The sequence below is a fragment of the Streptomyces sp. 17_S59 genome (assembly GCF_056930295.1).
The window spans coordinates 6810767-6828212 of the sequence record NZ_JBXOWD010000001.1 but is presented as its reverse complement, the minus strand read 5'-3'; the positions used below and the strand labels follow the sequence as shown (position 1 = coordinate 6828212).

18 protein-coding genes are annotated in these 17446 nt (G+C 71.1%); 10 read left to right on the top strand and 8 right to left on the bottom strand.

Features of this window, described 5'->3' with window-relative positions; translation table 11 throughout:
• Positions 1-296: 296 nt before the first annotated feature.
• From AC1Z4A_RS30850 to AC1Z4A_RS30840, 3 genes are all read left to right on the top strand, one after another.
• Complete coding sequence (locus tag AC1Z4A_RS30850; RefSeq protein WP_483683172.1) at positions 297-590, top strand: heavy-metal-associated domain-containing protein; 294 nt, start codon at positions 297-299, stop codon at positions 588-590.
• A 92-nt stretch (positions 591-682) separates the two neighbouring features.
• Positions 683-2959 (top strand): heavy metal translocating P-type ATPase, encoded by a 2277-nt coding sequence (locus AC1Z4A_RS30845; RefSeq protein ID WP_483683171.1) that lies wholly within the window; start codon positions 683-685, stop codon positions 2957-2959.
• A gap of 111 nt (positions 2960-3070) precedes the next feature.
• Entirely contained in the window at positions 3071-3403 is a 333-nt protein-coding gene (locus tag AC1Z4A_RS30840; RefSeq protein WP_483683170.1) for a histone-like nucleoid-structuring protein Lsr2, read from the top strand.
• A 157-nt stretch (positions 3404-3560) separates the two neighbouring features.
• Here AC1Z4A_RS30840 and AC1Z4A_RS30835 read toward each other — a convergent pair whose 3' ends face one another.
• Positions 3561-4373, bottom strand: coding sequence for an alpha/beta fold hydrolase (locus AC1Z4A_RS30835; protein WP_483683169.1), 813 nt, complete (start codon positions 4371-4373; stop codon positions 3561-3563).
• A gap of 124 nt (positions 4374-4497) precedes the next feature.
• Positions 4498-5205, bottom strand: coding sequence for a ribonuclease H family protein (locus tag AC1Z4A_RS30830; RefSeq protein ID WP_483683168.1), 708 nt, complete (start codon positions 5203-5205; stop codon positions 4498-4500).
• 170 nt (positions 5206-5375) lie between these two features.
• Here AC1Z4A_RS30830 and AC1Z4A_RS30825 point away from each other — a divergent pair, with 170 nt between their 5' ends.
• The 4 genes from AC1Z4A_RS30825 (at position 5376) to AC1Z4A_RS30810 (ending at position 9216) form a co-directional block, all read left to right on the top strand.
• Positions 5376-6923 carry an FAD-binding oxidoreductase gene (locus AC1Z4A_RS30825; protein WP_483683783.1) on the top strand — a complete coding sequence of 516 codons (1548 nt, stop codon included), beginning with the start codon at positions 5376-5378 and terminating at the stop codon, positions 6921-6923.
• Positions 6924-7135: 212 nt separating this feature from the next.
• Positions 7136-7372 (top strand): hypothetical protein, encoded by a 237-nt coding sequence (locus AC1Z4A_RS30820; protein WP_483683167.1) that lies wholly within the window; start codon positions 7136-7138, stop codon positions 7370-7372.
• A gap of 90 nt (positions 7373-7462) precedes the next feature.
• Positions 7463-7894 (top strand): GNAT family N-acetyltransferase, encoded by a 432-nt coding sequence (locus AC1Z4A_RS30815; protein ID WP_483683166.1) that lies wholly within the window; start codon positions 7463-7465, stop codon positions 7892-7894.
• A gap of 155 nt (positions 7895-8049) precedes the next feature.
• A complete protein-coding gene (locus tag AC1Z4A_RS30810) occupies positions 8050-9216 on the top strand; it encodes an HAD family acid phosphatase (protein ID WP_483683165.1) in 1167 nt (388 codons plus the stop codon).
• A gap of 43 nt (positions 9217-9259) precedes the next feature.
• Here the strand turns inward: AC1Z4A_RS30810 and AC1Z4A_RS30805 are convergent, their stop codons facing one another.
• From AC1Z4A_RS30805 to AC1Z4A_RS30795, 3 genes are all read right to left on the bottom strand, one after another.
• Entirely contained in the window at positions 9260-9784 is a 525-nt protein-coding gene (locus AC1Z4A_RS30805; protein ID WP_483683164.1) for a hypothetical protein, read from the bottom strand.
• A gap of 48 nt (positions 9785-9832) precedes the next feature.
• Positions 9833-10153 (bottom strand): hypothetical protein, encoded by a 321-nt coding sequence (locus tag AC1Z4A_RS30800; RefSeq protein WP_483683782.1) that lies wholly within the window; start codon positions 10151-10153, stop codon positions 9833-9835.
• Positions 10154-10514: 361 nt separating this feature from the next.
• Complete coding sequence (locus AC1Z4A_RS30795) at positions 10515-10922, bottom strand: hypothetical protein (protein ID WP_483683163.1); 408 nt, start codon at positions 10920-10922, stop codon at positions 10515-10517.
• A gap of 168 nt (positions 10923-11090) precedes the next feature.
• On the opposite strand from AC1Z4A_RS30795, the gene AC1Z4A_RS30790 reads away from it, so the two are divergent.
• The gene (locus AC1Z4A_RS30790; RefSeq protein WP_483683162.1) at positions 11091-12083 is read left to right on the top strand and encodes an ArsR/SmtB family transcription factor; all 993 of its coding nucleotides are present in this window, start codon (positions 11091-11093) and stop codon (positions 12081-12083) included.
• A gap of 168 nt (positions 12084-12251) precedes the next feature.
• Positions 12252-12875, top strand: coding sequence for a LysE family translocator (locus AC1Z4A_RS30785; protein WP_483683161.1), 624 nt, complete (start codon positions 12252-12254; stop codon positions 12873-12875).
• Positions 12876-12943: 68 nt separating this feature from the next.
• Here AC1Z4A_RS30785 and AC1Z4A_RS30780 read toward each other — a convergent pair whose 3' ends face one another.
• Positions 12944-13570, bottom strand: a complete 627-nt coding sequence (locus AC1Z4A_RS30780) for a hypothetical protein (RefSeq protein ID WP_483683160.1) — start codon at positions 13568-13570, stop codon at positions 12944-12946.
• Between the two features lie 221 nt (positions 13571-13791).
• Between AC1Z4A_RS30780 and AC1Z4A_RS30775 the strand changes: the two genes are divergently transcribed.
• On the top strand, positions 13792-14670 hold the full coding sequence (locus AC1Z4A_RS30775; RefSeq protein WP_483683159.1) for a hypothetical protein: 879 nt from the start codon (positions 13792-13794) through the stop codon (positions 14668-14670).
• Here AC1Z4A_RS30775 and tpg read toward each other — a convergent pair.
• Both tpg and tap read right to left on the bottom strand, forming a co-directional pair.
• Complete coding sequence (tpg, locus tag AC1Z4A_RS30770) at positions 14662-15216, bottom strand: telomere-protecting terminal protein Tpg (protein WP_483683158.1); 555 nt, start codon at positions 15214-15216, stop codon at positions 14662-14664. The genes AC1Z4A_RS30775 and tpg overlap by 9 nt on opposite strands.
• Positions 15217-15219: 3 nt before the next feature.
• On the bottom strand, positions 15220-17349 hold the full coding sequence (tap, locus tag AC1Z4A_RS30765) for a telomere-associated protein Tap (RefSeq protein WP_483683157.1): 2130 nt from the start codon (positions 17347-17349) through the stop codon (positions 15220-15222).
• Positions 17350-17446 lie beyond the last annotated feature (97 nt).

Here is a 17446-nt window from a genome sequence, read left to right as displayed (position 1 = left end):
ACTCCTTGCCGCTTGCCGACCTGTCGTAGCCCACCCCCGCCCACTGTGGCGGCGCGCGCAGGATGCGGCGACTCCGGTGGGCTGAACGGGGCGCGTCCGTCCTCGCCGGCAGAGCCCGGCCCCGGACGGCGACGGCGCGTACGCGCAGAGTCCCGCCCCACCCGTCCCGGCTCGGACACCCACCCTTCCCAGATACCCCCTGGGGGTATATTGTTCATGTCGGAAGGGGACGCCGGGAGCATCCCGGCCCTCCTCCCCCGCGCAGTCCGTACACCAGCGTCCCGAAGGAAGTAGCCATGACCTCCCAGACGAACTCCGGCTCCTGCTGCACCCCGGGCGGTTCCTGCGGCGCCTCCGCGACCGCCGACGCCCAGGGCGGCATCACCACGGTCTTCCAGGTGACCGGCATGACCTGCGGCCACTGCGAGGGCGCGGTCTCCGAGGAGATCGCCGCCATTGCCGGTGTGCTCTCCGTGACGGCCGTGGCCGCCACCGGCCGGGTCACCGTCGTCTCCACCGGCCCGCTGGACGACGGAACCGTCCGCGCCGCCGTCGACGAGGCGGGCTACGAGCTCGCCGGCCGCATCTGAGGCAAGTCCTTCCCCGACATCCTCCGCCGGGTCGTGCCGCTCCACTGATATGGACGCCGCACGGACCGGCCCTCCTCCCGGGAGAATCCCGCATGACCAGCATCGCCCCCGAGAAAGCAGCGATACCCGCCCTGCCCGCGGCCGAGGTCGAACTCTCCATCGGCGGTATGACCTGCGCCTCGTGCGCCGCGCGCATCGAGAAGAAGCTCAACCGCATGGACGGCGTCAGCGCGGCGGTCAACTTCGCGACCGAGAAGGCGAAGGTCACCTACGGTCCCGGGATCGAGGTCGCCGACCTCATCGCCACGGTCGAGAAGACCGGGTACACCGCCCAGGAGCCGGCCAAGCCGACCGCTCGGGCGGAAGCCGCCGGCCCGGCCGCGGAGCAGGGCGATGAGGCCGGGGAAGTCGGTGCGCTGCGTCAGCGGCTGCTGGTGTCACTGATCCTGTCGGTGCCGGTGGTGCTGATGGCCATGGCCCCCGCCTTGCAGTTCGACAACTGGCAGTGGCTCTCCCTCACCCTGGCCGCACCGGTCGTCGTGTGGGGAGCGCTCCCCTTCCACCGGGCCGCCTGGACCAACGCCCGGCACGGCGCCGCCACCATGGACACGCTGGTGTCGATCGGCACGCTCGCGGCGCTCGGCTGGTCGCTGTGGGCCCTGTTCTTCGGTCACGCGGGCATGCCCGGCATGCGCCACGGCTTCGACCTGACCATCGCCCGCGGGGACGGCTCCTCGTCCATCTACCTGGAGGCCGCGGCCGGGGTGACGACGTTCATCCTCGCCGGGCGCTACCTGGAGGCGAAGTCCAAGCGCAAGGCGGGCGCCGCCCTGCGTGCCCTGCTCGAACTCGGTGCCAGGGACGTGGCCGTGCTGCGTGACGGACGCGAGGTCCGCATACCGACCGCGCAGCTGGTGGTCGGCGACCGGTTCGTCGTACGGCCCGGGGAGAAGATCGCCACCGACGGCACCGTCGTCGAGGGCAGCTCGGCGGTCGACGCCTCCATGCTCACCGGCGAGTCCGTCCCCGTCGACGTGACCGTCGGCGACGCCGTCACCGGCGCGACCGTCAACGCCTCCGGCCGCCTGGTCGTCGAGGCCACCCGGGTCGGCTCCGACACCCAGCTCGCCCGCATGGCGAAGCTGGTGGAGGACGCCCAGAACGGCAAGGCCGCCGTGCAGCGCCTGGCCGACCGCATCTCCGGCGTCTTCGTCCCTGTCGTCCTGCTGATCGCCCTCGGCACGCTGCTCACCTGGCTCGCGGTCACCGGGGACACCGCCGCCGCCTTCACCGCCGCCGTCGCCGTACTGATCATCGCCTGCCCGTGCGCCCTGGGACTGGCTACCCCGACCGCCCTCATGGTCGGCACCGGCCGCGGCGCCCAGCTGGGCATCCTGATCAAGGGCCCCGAGGTCCTGGAGTCCACGCGCCGCGTCGACACCGTCGTCCTCGACAAGACCGGCACCGTCACCACCGGCCGCATGGCCCTCCACGAGGTCGTCACCGCCCCCGGCGTGACCGAGCAGGAACTGCTGCGCCTGGCCGGTGCTCTGGAGCACGCTTCCGAACACCCCATCGCCCGTGCCATCGCCGACGGCGCCACCGCCCGCACCGGCATCCTGCCCGTACCGGAGAGCTTCGAGAACGTCGCCGGGCTCGGCGTCCAGGGCGTCGTCGACGGCCACGCGGTGCTCGTCGGCCGCGAGAAGCTCCTCGCCGAGTGGGTTATCGAGCTGCCTGCCGGACTGGCCGCCGCCAAGGCGGCCGCGGAGGCCGAGGGCCGCACCGCGGTGGCCGTCGCCTGGGACGGCGAGGCACGCGGCGTCCTGACCGTGGCCGACGCCGTCAAGGACACCAGCGCCCGTGCCGTCGCCGAACTGCGCCGCCTCGGCCTGACCCCGGTCCTGCTGACCGGCGACAACAAAACCGTCGCCGAAGCCGTCGCCCGCGAGGTCGGCATCGACGAGGTCATCGCCGAGGTCCTCCCCCAGGACAAGGTCGACGTCGTCAAACGCCTCCAGGCCGAAGGCCGCACGGTCGCCATGGTCGGCGACGGCGTCAACGACGCGGCCGCCCTTGCCACCGCCGACCTCGGCCTGGCCATGGGCACCGGCACCGACGCGGCCATCGAGGCCGGCGACCTCACCCTCGTCCGCGGCGACCTGCTCGTGGCCGCCGACGCCATCCGCCTCTCCCGCCGCACCCTCGGCACCATCAAGGGCAACCTCTTCTGGGCCTTCGGCTACAACATCGCCGCCCTCCCCCTCGCGGCCGCCGGCATGCTCAACCCGATGATCGCGGGCGCGGCCATGGCCTTCTCCTCCGTCTTCGTCGTCACCAACAGCCTCCGGCTCCGCACCTTCAGGTAGACCCGGCCGCACACGAGGCCCCGGCCACCCCAGTGGTGGCCGGGGCCTCGTGTTCACCCGGCAGGTACGCAAACCCCTCGGGCACTCGCCGCCTGGCTCTAGACTCCGCACATGGCACAGAAGATCATCACTGTCTACACCGACGACCTCACCGGAGAGGAGTCGGCGGACACCAGGACGCACTCCTTCTCCATCGACGGCATCGAGTACGAAATCGACCTCGGCCCGGACAGCTACGAACAGATGCTTCAGGCATTCGGCCCGTTCGTGAACGCTGCCCGTAAGCGGGGCAGGGGCAAGAAGCCGACGGGGCGCAGCGTCGCGGCCCGGCCCAGCGAGGACACGGCAGCGATCCGGACGTGGGCGAAGGAGAACGGATACAGCATCAACGACCGTGGCCGCGTACCGGCCGAGATCCGCGAGGCGTACACCAAGGCCCGGTGACACGGCCCAGGATCACACACCGACTCAAGCCCCCCTCTCTGCGCTGGAGGGGGGCTTGAGTCGGTCGGTGCCGACGCGGCCGGTACGAAAGAATGCGGCCGCGGTTCAGGCGGTGCGCAGGCGCCGCCGGGCGTACTGCCCGCGTTGCCCACGCGTCTCAGGCCTCCAGAACCCCGCGCAGCGCCACCGCAAAGTCCGCCGGGTGCGTCAGGAAGCCCACGTGGCCGCCCGGGAACTCCACGATCTCGGTGCCGACCCGCTCCGCCAGGGCCTCCGTCGTACGGTGCATAAGGGTCTGCGGTCCGTCGCCGCCGGCGACCAGGGTGAACCGCGCCGTGCGCAGCGCGTCGGTGTCGGGCCTGAAGCGCACGAACGAGCGCAGCTCGTAGGCCAGGCACGTCTCCATATTGGAGCGGATGCGCGCCAGCATCTCCCGCACGGGGCCAGGCAGGCTCTCGGCCGGTTCCGGTGGCTCGTCCATGCCGACGGCCTCGGTGAACTTCCGCATCGCGGGGTCGACGCCCGCGTGCTCGTACAGTTCGTACACCTCCTGGAACAGCGCATGCCAGCGGTTCGCGTCGGGCAGCAGATCGATCACGAACGGCTCGTGCGCCACCAGCGCCCGCACCTGGCCGGGGTGCCGGGCCAGGAGGTCCATGCCGACCATGCCGCCGTAGCTGGTGCCGAAGACGCAGGCCGGTTCTCCGGCGGCCACCGTGCTCAGCAGCAGGTGGGCGTCGTTGCCGTGCTCCTCGATCCACTGCGCCTCGGGCGGGCCCGCCAGACGGCTGCGGGAGTTGCCGCGCGGGTCGTAGGTGACGACGGTGTAGTGCTCCGCCATCAGGCCGGCCAGCGGACCGAACATGGCCGCGTCGCCGTCGCCACCGTTGACGAGCAGAAGGGGCGGGCCCGATCCGCGCACTTCGTAGTAGATCTCGGCACCGGGCACAGTCAACTTTTCGGTCTTCATAGGACCTTCAGGGTGCACTGCCGGCAGGGAGCAGGGCAATGGCGCCGATGCTTGCCGAGATGCGCGCGGACAGTGCGCGGGCGCCCTGCCCACTGCTCATTGCTCACCTGCCGGAGCAGCCCTTTCAGTTCCCCTCGGCCGCAGCCGTGGCGCAGGCGAGGTGTCCCCAGCCGTCGGGGTTCTTCGCGATCGTGTCGCCCTTCGCGTACGGCTTTCCGCAGCGGCAGCGCCCGGGGAACTTCGCCTTGAGCGACCCCCTCGTCCGGCTGCTCGACGGACGCCGCGCCCCCGGCTCCGAGGAGGGTTTCCGGGCGCGGCCGCCGGCCCTGGGCCCGGCCGCGGGCTCCGGCTCCGGCAGGGCGGAGCCGAAGGAGGTGCCCGCCGCCTGCTGGGTACGGGCAGTGTGGCTCGCGGCCGCGTCGGCGGCGGCGTTGAGGGGGTCGCCGTCGACCTGGTGGGCCGGTACGTACACGAACTCGACCGTACGGCCGCTCAGCAGCTCGTCGATCCTCATCACGAGCGCCTGATTGGCCACCGGGGTGCCGGAGGCCGTCTTCCATCCCTTTCTCTTCCAGCCCGGCAGCCATGTCGTCACGGCCTTCATCGCGTACTGGGAGTCCATTCGCACCTGCAGGGGAACGGTCGGGTCGGTGGACTCCAACAGCTCTTGAAGCGCGGTGAGTTCGGCGACGTTGTTCGTCGCGGTGCCCAGCGGTCCGGCCTGCCAGCGGTGCGTCTCGCCGGTGGCGTCCCCGATGACCCATGCCCAGGCGGCAGGCCCGGGGTTGCCCTTCGACGCGCCGTCGCAGGCGGCGATGATCTGTTCGTGCATCCCACCATGGTGCCAGCCGTTTGCCCTCGACGGCGCCTCCAAGGGTGCGCCCACCGCGCTCGGAGCCCGGATTCCACCACCGGTCGTTCGCTGCCGGAACCACCTGCCCCACCGAGCCATCTGTTTGATCAACAAGCAAAGGCATCAAAGGGGCAGGGATCGGCATGGCCATCAGCAGGCGCACACTCCTGACAGCGGCGGGTACGGGACTGGCGGCAACCGCCGCCTGGGGTGCCACGGCGACGACCGGCGCGGCGGAGGCCGCGACCAGGAAGGCCGGCGAGAGCGACTGGACCGCCCTCGGCAAGGGCCTCGCCGGCGGTCTCGTACGCCCCGGCGACGCCGACTACACCGCCGCCCGTCAGCTCTACAACACTCGTTTCGACGCGCTGCGCCCGGCGGCGATCGCCTACGTCGCCGGCACCCCGGACATCACCGAGGCCCTGGCCTTCGCCCGCCGCTTCTCCATACCCGTTTCCATCCGCAACGGCGGCCACAGCTATGCCGGCTGGTCCAGCGGCAACGGCCGCCTCGTCATCGACGTCTCCCGGCTCAAGAGCATCCGCGTGCCGTCCGCGTCCGGCGCCGTCATCGGTGCGGGCGCCAAGCTCATCGACGTCTGCACGAGCCTGGCCGCGCACGGCGTGACCATCCCGGCGGGGTCCTGCCCCACTGTCGGGGTCTCCGGACTCACCCTCGGCGGCGGGCACGGCGTCCTCTCCCGTGCCTACGGCCTCACCTGCGACAACCTCACCGGCGCCACCCTCGTCACCGCCGGCGGCAAGGTCCTCGACTGCGACGCCGACCGCAACGCCGACCTGTTCTGGGCCCTGCGCGGCGCGGGCAACGGCAACTTCGGCGTCGTCACCGAACTCCGCTTCCGCACCCGCGCCGTCGGCGAGGGAGTGACGGGGTACGTCTCCTTCCCCTGGTCCAAGGCCGCGGCCGTCGTGCAGGCGTGGCAGGAGTGGGGGCCCGGCCTGCCGGACGAGATCTGGTCCGCCTGCGACCTGTCGGCCGCGGCGGGCGGCACCCCGCGGATATCCGTCGCCGCGTTCTCGATCGGCTCGTACGGGGACCTGGAGAACGCCTACGACGAGCTGATCGGCAAGGTGGCCAAGGCGAGCGGCGGCAGCAGCGGCATCGGCGCCGTCCGCCTGCGCCGCCACGCCTACCTCGACACGGTCCGGGCCTACGCCGGCTGCGGCGACAAGTCCACCGAGCAGTGTCACCTCCCGGGCGCCACGCCCGGCCGCGAGTCCTCCGGAAAGCTGGAGCGCGAGACGTACGCGGCACGCTCGGACTTCTTCGACCGCTCGCTGGACGCCGCGGGCACCCGGACGCTGCTCGACCAGCTGGAACGCTTCGGGCGCGGGGTCAAGGGCGGCGGCGCCTCGGTGCAGCTGACGGCCCTCGGCGGCGCGGTCAACCGTGTGAAGCCGCTGGAGACGGCCTTCGTGCACCGGCGTTCACGCGTGCTGGCCCAGTACCTGACGTCGTGGGCGGCGGGCGGGCCGGGCACCGCGCAGACCACCTGGCTGGACGGGATGCACGCGGCGATGCGCCGCCACGCCTCGGGCGCCGCCTACCAGAACTACACGGATCCGGGCCTGACGGACTGGCGCACGGCCTATTACGGGGACGCGGCGGACCGGCTCGTGAAGCTGAAGCGGCAGTACGACCCGCAGCGCGTATTCGACTTCCCTCAGGCGCTGTGAGGCACGGCCTGGAGTGAAGGCGGGGGCCGTCGGCTGCGGGAATGCGTCGAGCTGACGGTCTGTTACCCCGACCTGATCAATCACGATGAACGACTCCGCCGCCCCTCGGGCGCCCGCTCCCTCCTCCTCGGCGAGACGAAGCTGACGTACGTCCGCGACGGCATCGCCCGGATCTCGCCCCGCGTCTGACTGCCCGACACCACCGACGAGGTGTGGGCCGCCCGCCCCGAGTACCCGATGCCTTCCACTCCCCGGCCCAGATCGCCCACCCCGAGTGGGCCGCCGTCGTCGACCACGACCCGCAGGGGGCCACGGACTTCCGCCGCCTCGTCGAGCAGCTCACCGAGCCGGACACGCTCGGGTTCGGCGTCCACTTCGCCGACGTCGTCTTCGGCCGTGTCCGCCGCACGGAGGGCGAAGGGCACGCTTGGGAGCCGGTCGACGCCTGAGAAGCTCCGACCGGGGGACTCCCGGTGAAGGGAGTCACACCGATCGATCTCGGGGGTGACCTGGCACGAATGCTGTCCTAGTGTGCCGTCATGAAGATCGTCGATCTGACCCCCGGAGACCCGCGGCTGCTGTCCGACCTGCTGCCCGTCCTGCTCGAACTGCGCCCGCACCTCACCGAGGAGACCTTCCTGGCGGTGTACGAGGAGGGTTACGAGCAGGGGCTGCGTTTCAGCGCCGCCTACCTCGATGACGGGACGTGCGCCGGTGCGGCCGGGTGGCGGATCGTGGTCAACACCTCGCTGCTGCGCATGCTGTACGTCGACGACCTCGTGACCGCAACCGGCACGCGGTCCACCGGTGTCGGGCGTAACCTCCTGGCCCACCTGGAGGAACACGCCCGGAAGGCGGGCTGCCACCAGCTGACCCTCGACTCGGGCACCCAGCGCACCGACGCCCACCGCTTCTATCTCCGCGAGCGGATGGCCATAGCGGCCTTCCACTTCGGAAAGGAAATCGGCTGAACGCAGCGTCTGTGAGGAGGAAGTGAGGGGGCTGGGGCTCCGGGGCGCTGCTGCGGGGGGCGCCTCCTCACACTGCACTCCCGCACCGGCGTCGCCTGGCGGTACTCGCCCGCCACGGTGCCGCCACCACGGCGGAGGCCGCCTCGGTACGGGGAGTGCCCGGCTACCGGACGTGGCAGGCCGACGTGCAGAAGGCCGTCGGCCCCGCGGTCCCGTGGCTGCGGAACCGTGTCGGCGAGGGTGGCGAGAACCTGGCCATCGTGCTGGACATCGACAACACCGCGCTGGAGACGTACTACCACGAGGGACAGGCCAACAAGCCCGTGCTCAAGGTGGCCCAGTGGGCGCACGAGCACAACGTGTCCGTGCTGTTCATCACCGCCCGCACCTCTTCCTCGTCCGCCCGGCAGCAGCTGAAGGACGCCGGCTACCCGGTGGACGCCATATGCACGCGCGAGCACGGCGAGGACAAGGGCGAGGGCAAGGAGCGCTGCCGGGAAGAACTCACGGAGGACGGCTACACGATCACCGCCAGCATCGGCAACCGGCCCACCGACTTCGAGGGCGGCTACTACGAGAAGGATTCAAGCTGCCCGACTACGACGGCCGCCTCTCCTGAGCCCGGGCTGAGCCTCTCGGCACGGAAGCCTTCGCGGACGTCGCCGTATACGGTACGGCGCAGTGCGGTGCGGTGCACCGATGGTCGGGTGAGCGTTCATCCCCGGGAGGGAGGTGCCCTCGCCCTGGGGATGACGTCCGACCGGCGGCGGGTGGCAAGACTGGCAGTCGTGAAGATCATCAACGACACCGAGCGGCCCGTCCCGCGGTGGGCGATGCGTACCGCCCGGGCGATCCCGCTCGTCCTGCTCCCGCAGTGCCTGTGGCGGTTGCCGTTCGGGCTGCACTTCGCGATGGGCCTCGTGCAGTCCAAGGGCATGCCGGACTACTGGATCTCCATCCCGTACGTCCTGGCCCTGAGCCTGATCACCGAGGCCCTGGCCCTGCTCTGCATCGGCCTGGTACGCGGCTGGGGCGAAGTCGCACCGGGCTGGCTGCCGTTCATCGGCGGCAAGCGGATCCCTCCGTACGCGGCGATCACCGCGGCGACACTCGGCGGCCTCGGCGCAACCGCCTTCTGGGCGCCGGTGCTGTTCGCCTGGTTCGGCGTCGGTACGGAGAGCGAGTTCAGCAGCACGGGATGGCTGATCCTGGCGCGGGTGTGCATCGCGCCCGGAATGCTGTGGGGACCGATGGTTCTGGCCCTGACCTGGGCCTACTACGTCCGCCGCTGCCGGATCCGGCCCTCGACGACCCCGGCCTAGGGATCGGAGCGGGTGCGACCCTGCGTCCTCAAGGCTTGGTGCCTCAAGGCTTGATGAGGGGAGCGTACGGCCCGTTCTCCGGCGTGAAGATCAGGACGAAGTCCTTGCCTGCCCCGGTGGCGACTTCGCGCAGACGAGTCAGGGCCTCGGCTTCACCGGGGAGGTCGAGGCCGAGGGCGGCAGCCGCGCGATCCCGCTCGGCCACCAGGTCCGGCATGTCCTCGAGGTAGTCGGCAGCCAGTTCCTTGCTCTCCTCCTCAGTGAATGCACGGCAGTCGCGCCACCAGGGCGCGACCAGCAGGAGCCTCAAAAGCTCCGGCAGCCCCAGCGCCACCAGGGCAGCGCCGCCTTCGGAGTCCGCGTACAGGATCGGGCGTTCCTCGCCGCCGTCGCCGCAGAAGAAGTACGTTCCCCCGGCTCCGTCACCCGCGAAGCCCTCCAACGCCGCGCCGGACGCGAGGTGAACCTCCTCGACGTGATCGCCCCGGTCGAGCTCGAAGTCGCCCGGCCAGGCCAGGAAGTCTGCGGCGTCGTCGTGTTCGCGGATGATGGTGATCAACGATTGCATGCGCCGCACCCTAGCCGCCGACACTGACACGCGAAGCGGCACCGTGTCCTATGCGGCGCCCGGACCGTCGAGGAACCGAAGCAGCACGGCGGCCTCCGCGCGGAGCAGCGCAGCTCGCTCGGCATGCGCAGGCGCGGTCAACTGCGCTGCGGCCTCCAGCCGTTCGGCGGCCTCGGCGCGTACGACGTCAACCACATTGCGCTCGCTCAGCTCACGCCGCGCCACTTCGGTGGCGCCGGCGCCGACCGGCGAATGCTCAAGGGCTCCGCCGCGCAGCTCGACTTCGTCCACGGGCACCGCCTCAGCGTTGTCCAACGCGGCAAGCGTTGCGCGCAGCGCACGCACCGCGACCTTGTCACGGGCACGCATCGCTTCCGGCAGGGCTTGACGCATACGAAGACGCAGAGACATGCCGGTGACCTTACGGCCGTACCTTTGAACCCACAACGCGATACAAGCGCAGCAGCGGGCGAAGGCCCGGAGTCAAGCTGAGACACCAGGACCCTGAGCAAGCCGGAGAGCCTCAGCCATGACATCGGCGTCGACCTGCGCTGGTGTCCTGTCGCTGTATTCAAGGGTTTCGTACTCGTCGTCAAATGCGGCAAGCTGCTCCGCCAGGGGCAGCTCGTGACCGAAGCACCGGTGGATCCGGAAGGCCAGCTCGCGCGAGGTCGGTAACCCCGCGCCCCCCGAAGGGATGGACGCGGGGCCGCAGCCGTTCAGGCCGATGTCAGAACTGGGTCGTCCCGCTCACGTATCTCCCCGACTCCGTTTCCCACGCCGTGGCGTAGAACGCCGCGCCGCGGCAGCTGTACGACGATGTCGCGCTGTAATTCTTGCCCGGGTAAGCGTGAATTCCCGGGCTGTTGTCGTAAATGGTGTGCCACCAGCCACCGCAGTTCGTCCAGACCTGCATGACGATCCGGACGTCCGTGGAGGCGGACTGCCCGTTCACCTGGAGGCTGGTGTACTCGTAGCCGCCGGCGCCGCCACCGTCGGCGATGCACAGGGAACTGCTCCAGCCGTACCCGCCGAAGGAGCCGCAGCCATCGGCATGGGCGGTGCCGGTTGCGACCGCAGTCCCCGCTGCCAGAGCGACCGCCGTCACAGCTGCTGCTGTCGTCTTGCGGAGCTTCATGGAGTTGCCCCCTCCTGTCGACCGTCTGCCTCATCAGGCTCTGTGGGCGCCGGTGCCCCCCGGTCCGCCGGGTGGTGCAGGCCCTGGAATCCAGGGAAACGGATGACATGTCCATCGTCGAATGATTCGATTCTTTTCGAAGACGATCGTGACGCGGGGGTGCCTCTCATGATCCGGATCAACCTGGGCGCGGACGGTCTGGGCAGGGTCCGGTTCGCCGTGTCGCCCCTGGACACAGCCCAGGATCTGCTCTTCACCCTCGGCCGGTCCCCGCGCACGCTCGGCGCGGCGTGGCGGACCAGCGCCGTGGAGGCCCTGTCGGAACGGCGGTTGGGGCTGCTGGCCGTCCTCGCCGGCGGCGGCCCCCACGGCTACGCTCCCGACTTCCTGCGGCCCGAACCCGCCGGGTTCCAGACAGCCCTCGACAGCGCCCTGCACCAGGTGGCCACCACACCGCCGGAACGGATCCGCTACGAGCTGGCGGCGGCCATCGGCGGCCACGCATGGGACCGGACCCCGGCCCACAGGCCGCCCCGGCTCCTCCTGGCGGCCATGGACCGGGGCGAGGACTATCTGGCCCAGCGAATCGCCGCCGAGCTGGAGCAGTTCTGGCACGCCGTCCTCGCGCCCCGCTGGCCCGGCATACGGGCCCGACTGGAAGGCGATGTCACCACCCGGGCCTCCTCATCCGCCCAGCACGGGATCGCGAACACCCTCAATCAGCTGGCCCCCAACCTCCAGTGGCAGGACGGCACCCTGAACGTCCGCCTCCTCACCGGCTCCCACCGTCTGAACCTTGACGCCGACGCAGCAATCCTCGTGCCCAGCACCTTCACCAGCCGCGTGATCTTCTGCGCCGCCGAGCCCCCGGGCGCGCCCGCTCCCCGTACGCCGCTGATCGTCTATCCGGCGGCACCGAACGACTGTCTCCCGCCCGGGCACAGTGAGGAGCTGATCGGGGTGACCCGCATCAGACTGCTGGCCGAAGTCACCCAGCCCCGCACCACCGGAGAACTCGCCCAGCGCCTCCACCTCAGCCCCGCGACCGTCTCCTACCACCTTCAGATCCTCCACCGCGCCGGACTCGTACAACGCACCCGCCGCTCCCGAACCGTCCACTACCAGATCCAAAGCCCCGGGGACGCTGGGCGCGGGCGGTAGCGGGCGGTCCCGGCCTGTTCTGGTGCTGCTCGGCGTCCTGGTGCTGACCATCGACGGTCTCGTCCCTGTCTGACGGCAGAGAGGGCTCGTACGTTCAGCGTTGCTTCATCCCGCCGTGAAGAATCGCGTGCTAGTGCTGCACGGTTGGGGCGGGCCATGCTTCATTCCATGATCAGCACGCAGGCATTGACGGGCATCGCGATCGTGGCATTCGGGATGGTCCTCTCCCCCGGACCGAACATGATCTACCTGGTGTCGAGATCCGTGACCCAGGGACGGCGGGCAGGACTGATCTCCCTGCTGGGCGTCGCCACCGGGTTCTTCTGCTACCTGCTCGCCGCGACAGCCGGCCTCGCCACACTCCTCGCCGTCGTGCCCGCCGTCTACACGGCCGTCAAGCTGGCCGGAGCCGCGTACCTGGGCTGGCTGGCCTGGTGCAGCCTCCGGCCGGGCGGCGGGTCCGTGTTCGCCCCGCGGGCGCTGCCGCCGGATCCGCCGCGCAAGCTGTTCGCCATGGGGCTGATGACCAATCTGCTCAACCCCAAGATCGCCATCCTCTATGTCTCGATACTTCCGCAGTTCGTCGACCCGGAGAGAGGCTCGGTGCCGGTGCAGAGCCTGGAGCTGGGGCTGGTCCAGATCGCGATCGCGGTCACCGTCAACGGCCTGATCGCCATGACGGCCGGATCGATCGCCGGATTCCTGCGGGAACGCCCGACATGGCTGCGCACACAGCGAGTTGTGATGGGGCTGGTGCTGGCAGGGGTGGCCGTACAGGTGGGGGTCGGGTGAGCAAGCACGGCAGCGCGGCCGGGGAGAGGCCCCGGCACCCTCCCCACAGTGCCGGGGTGTCCGATGGGTCAGGCGCGCACCATGTACCACGCTCCCGCGCCGCCGCAGCCGGCCGCCCAGAAGGTGGTGCTGCGGTATCCCGGCGGGATGGGCGAGCCGGAGCAGGTCCAGATGCCGTTGCGCACCAGCTGGTGGTACCAGGCGCCGATGCCGTTGCACCCCGTGCGGATGTAGTTCGTGGTGACGTAGCCCGACACGATGGGCGAGCCGGAGCAGGTCCAGATGCCGTCGTGGGCGAGCTGGTGGTACCAGGCACCGATGCCGCTGCAGCCGGTCCGGTTGTAGTTGGTGATGACGTAGCCCGACACGATCGGCGAACCGGAGCAGGTCCAGATGCCGTCCCGTACGGGCTGCTGGTACCAGGAACCCGCACCCTTGCAGCCGGTGCGGTCATAGCCGGTGATGACGTATCCGGTCGGGACGGGAGCCCCCGAGCAGGACCAACCGCCCGCTCTGGCGGCCGCCTCGCCCGTCGCCGCGCCGGTGAAGCCTGCTGCGAGCAGCGCGACCGCTCCCACGGCCGCGGCGATTCTGCCGCGGACCGTCACCTTCGTCGCACTTGTCCCACTTGTCGTCCTCGCCGCCTTCGCGCCGAGCCGCCGCGCGCTCCACCATTGACGGAACTGTCCGCTCATTTCACACCGATCCCATCGTCATGCTCATTTCAGTGCTGTCAGCGGCAAGAACACCGGAGACCGGCTGAAATGTCATCGGGATCGACGCCGGTGTGAGAAGGGCATCACACACGGTGAACGGCCGCGCAGGCAGGAACGGACGTGGTAACAGCAGCACCTGGCGCCCCATTAGAGTGTCCCGGCCACGGCAAGCAACATCGCACGAAACGGGGGACCGGGGCATGAGCGCACTCGGCAGAATGAAGAGCCTGAGCGGAACGGTCGGCGCAGCGGCGACCGCGCTCGGAAAGGGCATCACGGAAACCGTGCAACGAGGCGCCGACGCCGGACGGGCCGGGACCACCGCCTCCGGTCAGTGGGTGCTCTCCGTCCTCCGTTCCCTGCCGGCACCGGCTGCGCCCACGCACCAGGAGTGGGAGTTCTCCCTCGGAGCGCTCGTCTGCCGTCACCCCCGGGTCCCCGCCGTCACCGCAAAGGCGCTGCGCAGCCTCGACGGCATCGGCGCCCTGCGCTTCGGCCCCGAGTCCGTCGGCTTCGACGGGGAGGACATCCCCTGGTCGAAGGTCCTCCACCTCCAGCTGCACGACGCCTTCAGCGCCATGACCACCGAGGCGCTGGACACGGAGATCGACCGCATCCGCGACCTGCTGCCGCCGCTGCCGGGACGGAAGTGGGCGGTCACCAAGGCCGTCGAGGGCCTCGCGTCCGTCGCCCTCGCTGCCCTGGAACAGGCGGCCGAGCAGCGGCTGGAGACCGTCGCCGTCGCCTGCGAGATCGGCTACCGGAACGCGCTGGGCATCAAGAGGACGCTGCGCGCCAACCTGTTCACCACGGCGCTGCTGGCCCAGCAGCCGGACGTCATGCACAGCCTGGTCCTCACGGCCCGGGCCCACCAGGTGCCCGTCCTCCCCGCAGCGCCTTCCCCGGACGGAACGCCCACCGCCGAACGCATACGCACCCTGCGTGCGCGCACGGACGCGATGGCGGCCCGGCTGCGCGCCGACGAGGGCGCCGACGAGGCACAAGGCCTCACTGGGGCAACGGCCGTGGAGACCGCGTACGAACCGTTCCGGCCGCTGACGCCGGGGCAATCAGAATGAGACGTCGAAATAGTCGATGTTCGTGAACTCGACTTCGAGGTTCTGGGCACGGCGTCCGCCGTCCTTGAAGTACACCTCCTGAAGCCCCTCCGCCACGATCTCGCGCAGTTGCCGGTCGGCGGCGCCCTCCTGCTGGGCGTCGAAGAGGCGGCGCGCGTACTCCGGAGGGAGGTGCACGGTCAGGCGGCGGAAGCGTGCGTCGTCGGTCGTGCCGATCGGCGCGGTGTAGCCGAACTGCGCCCTCGTCTCCACGGTGATGCCGGTGGCCGTGGCGGCCTGCCGGCGGCGGCGTTTGCGGACCTGGGGCTGCCAGCGGGCGCGGACGGCCGCGTCGATGCGGGCCGCGATGTCCTTCGGGGGCTTCTTCCGCTCGCCCGTGCGGTAGCGCTCCACCGACCGCTGGGTGACGCCGATCTCCTGGGCGACGGCTTTGGTCGTCTTGAGCTGCCTCATCAGGAAGTTGATGCGGGCCTGGACGGACTTGGGCAGCTCGCGGGTGAATCCTTCCCGGTCCGCGCGCTCGATGGCCTCGTCGATGTCCCCCACGGGCTACTCCCCTTCGTCCAGGACGGCGTCGCCGCCCTTGATGTGGCGGGCCGGGTTGAAGCCCTGCTCCATCAGGTCCACGGCCCACGCCATCTCCTGCACCCCTTCGACCTTCGCCAGGCCCGGTGCGGGGCCCAGGCGGAACGTACCGGGCAGCGGCTTGCCGGAGCCGGTGGAGGGCAGGAAGTCCAGTGGCGAGCGGCCCGGGGAGGGGTAGACGACGCAGTCGGACAGCACCGCGATCGGGTACAGGCCGGTCGCCTTCGCCATGGTGAGCATCTTGCGGTGCATGTTCACCCGGGCCCTGGAGATGACGGCCGCCCGGATGTCCGGGCGCCAGGTCGGGCGTTCCAGGGCCGGCCAGCGCTCGCCGTCGCGGTAGTGCCGTCCCTGCGGACGCTCCCGGAGCTTCCCGACGCCGCCCTTGACGGTCGCCTTGATCGCGGCGAGGACGGCCGCCAGGCCGGGGTCGGCCTGCTTGTGGTGCTCCATCGCGGCGAGGAACTGCTGGTCGTCCAGGTCCTTGGTGACGCCGAGGTCGGCCATCGTCTCGACGTAGGCGGTCTTGAGGCGGTCGTGCCACGGGTCCAGGTAGGCGCCGGTCTCGCGGCGCAGGTACGCGTCGACGGGTGCGACGTCGTAACCGAGTTCGACGGCGTAGGCCACGGTCTGGGTCTGGTACCAGGCGGGTCCCGTCGGGCGCTCGCCCGTGGACGTGAAGGGCGACGGCAGCCGCGGGTCCAGCTCCACGTGGGACAGGTCGACGTACCAGCTGCCGGGGATCTTCTTGTCGAAGACCGGGTGCCGGACGTGCTCGGGGCCGCCCAGGCCGACGGTCAGCCGTGAAGCCGCGGCGAGGAAGGCGGTGTTGATGTCCAGGCCGACCGCCCAGGGCAGCAGGCACTCCTCGTCCGTCAGCAGCTCGGGGTCGCGCACCCACTGGTACGCCTCCTCGTCGAGGAACCCGCGGTCCCAGCCCTGCGCGGCCGGGTGCTCGGCCGGGGCCTCCGGCGGCGCCGGGTCCACCGGCCCGGTGCCGAGCGAGCCGGGGTTGCGGCCCGGCACCCACTCACCGCTCGCCTCGTCCCGCACCGCGCGGGTCGGCGGGCGCAGCGCGGTCATCAGCTCCAGACCGGAGACGGCCGTGGAGCCGCGCGGGGTGATGACGCGGGTGGCGTAGAGGCCCAGGACGCGGGCGAGTTCCGCGGGCGGGAGGCCGGCGGCGCCGGGCCAGGCCCTCGGGTCCAGGGCGTCCCAGGACAGAACGGCCAGCTGTACGCACTGGCGCCGGCCGGCCGTGGCCGGACGGTAGATGCGCGCCCACGGGCCGAAGCCCCGCTGGGTCAGCTTCCACTTGGCCTTGGCGAGCTGCTTGACGACAGGGTGGTCGCCCTCCAGGCGCAGTCCGCGGCGCTGCTCGAAGCCCTCCAGGCGTTCGGGCAGGCCGAGCCGAACGGCCGCGGACGCAGTCAGCACGATCAGGGGGTCGGCGTCCTTGCCGTTGCGGTGCAGGCGCGGGGCGCCGAGCCCGGACTCCTTCAGGGTCCAGTCGACGAGCTGCGGGAGGGTCGTGGCCGGGCACTCCAGCACGATGCCGTCCACGCCGTACGCGGTGCCGTCGCCGTCGAGAACGGCGAGCGGGCCGTGCGGGAACTGCGCGTCGGCCGGCATCGCCGGGGCGGCCGTGCGCGCCGGGGGCGGTGACGACGGGCGCGACAGCCGCGGCGGCCGCTTCGGCTCGGGTTCGGGGGCGGCGGCCGTCGTGGTCGGGGCGGGGGCGGAGGCCGCGGGGGCGGGGGCGGAGGCGGGGCCCGCGGGGGCGGGCTCGGTGGCGGGGCCCGTGCCGGTGACCGGCCCGGGCGCCGGCGCGGCTTCCGGGCCGGGCTCGGCCGGGTGCTTCGCCGCCCAGCCCTCCAGCAGCCGCAGGTACGCCTGGAAGCGCGGCGGACGCGGCTCGGACCTGCCGTTCTCCCAGTTCTTCACCGTCTGGACCGTGGTCTTCAGCGCATCGGCGAGACGAGCCTGGGTGACACCGGCCGCCTCCCTCAGCCGTGCCCGCTCGGCAGGCGGCGGCAACTGCGGCTCGTCCAGCAGCGCGTCGACTGCGGCGAACAGCTCTTCCTGACTCGGCATCGTCCACCTCCACACGCAACGCTAGCAGTATTTATCCCCGAGATAGCCCTTACTTTTATCCTTGGATTTGCGAGCCCGGACAGACGACAGCCGCGCG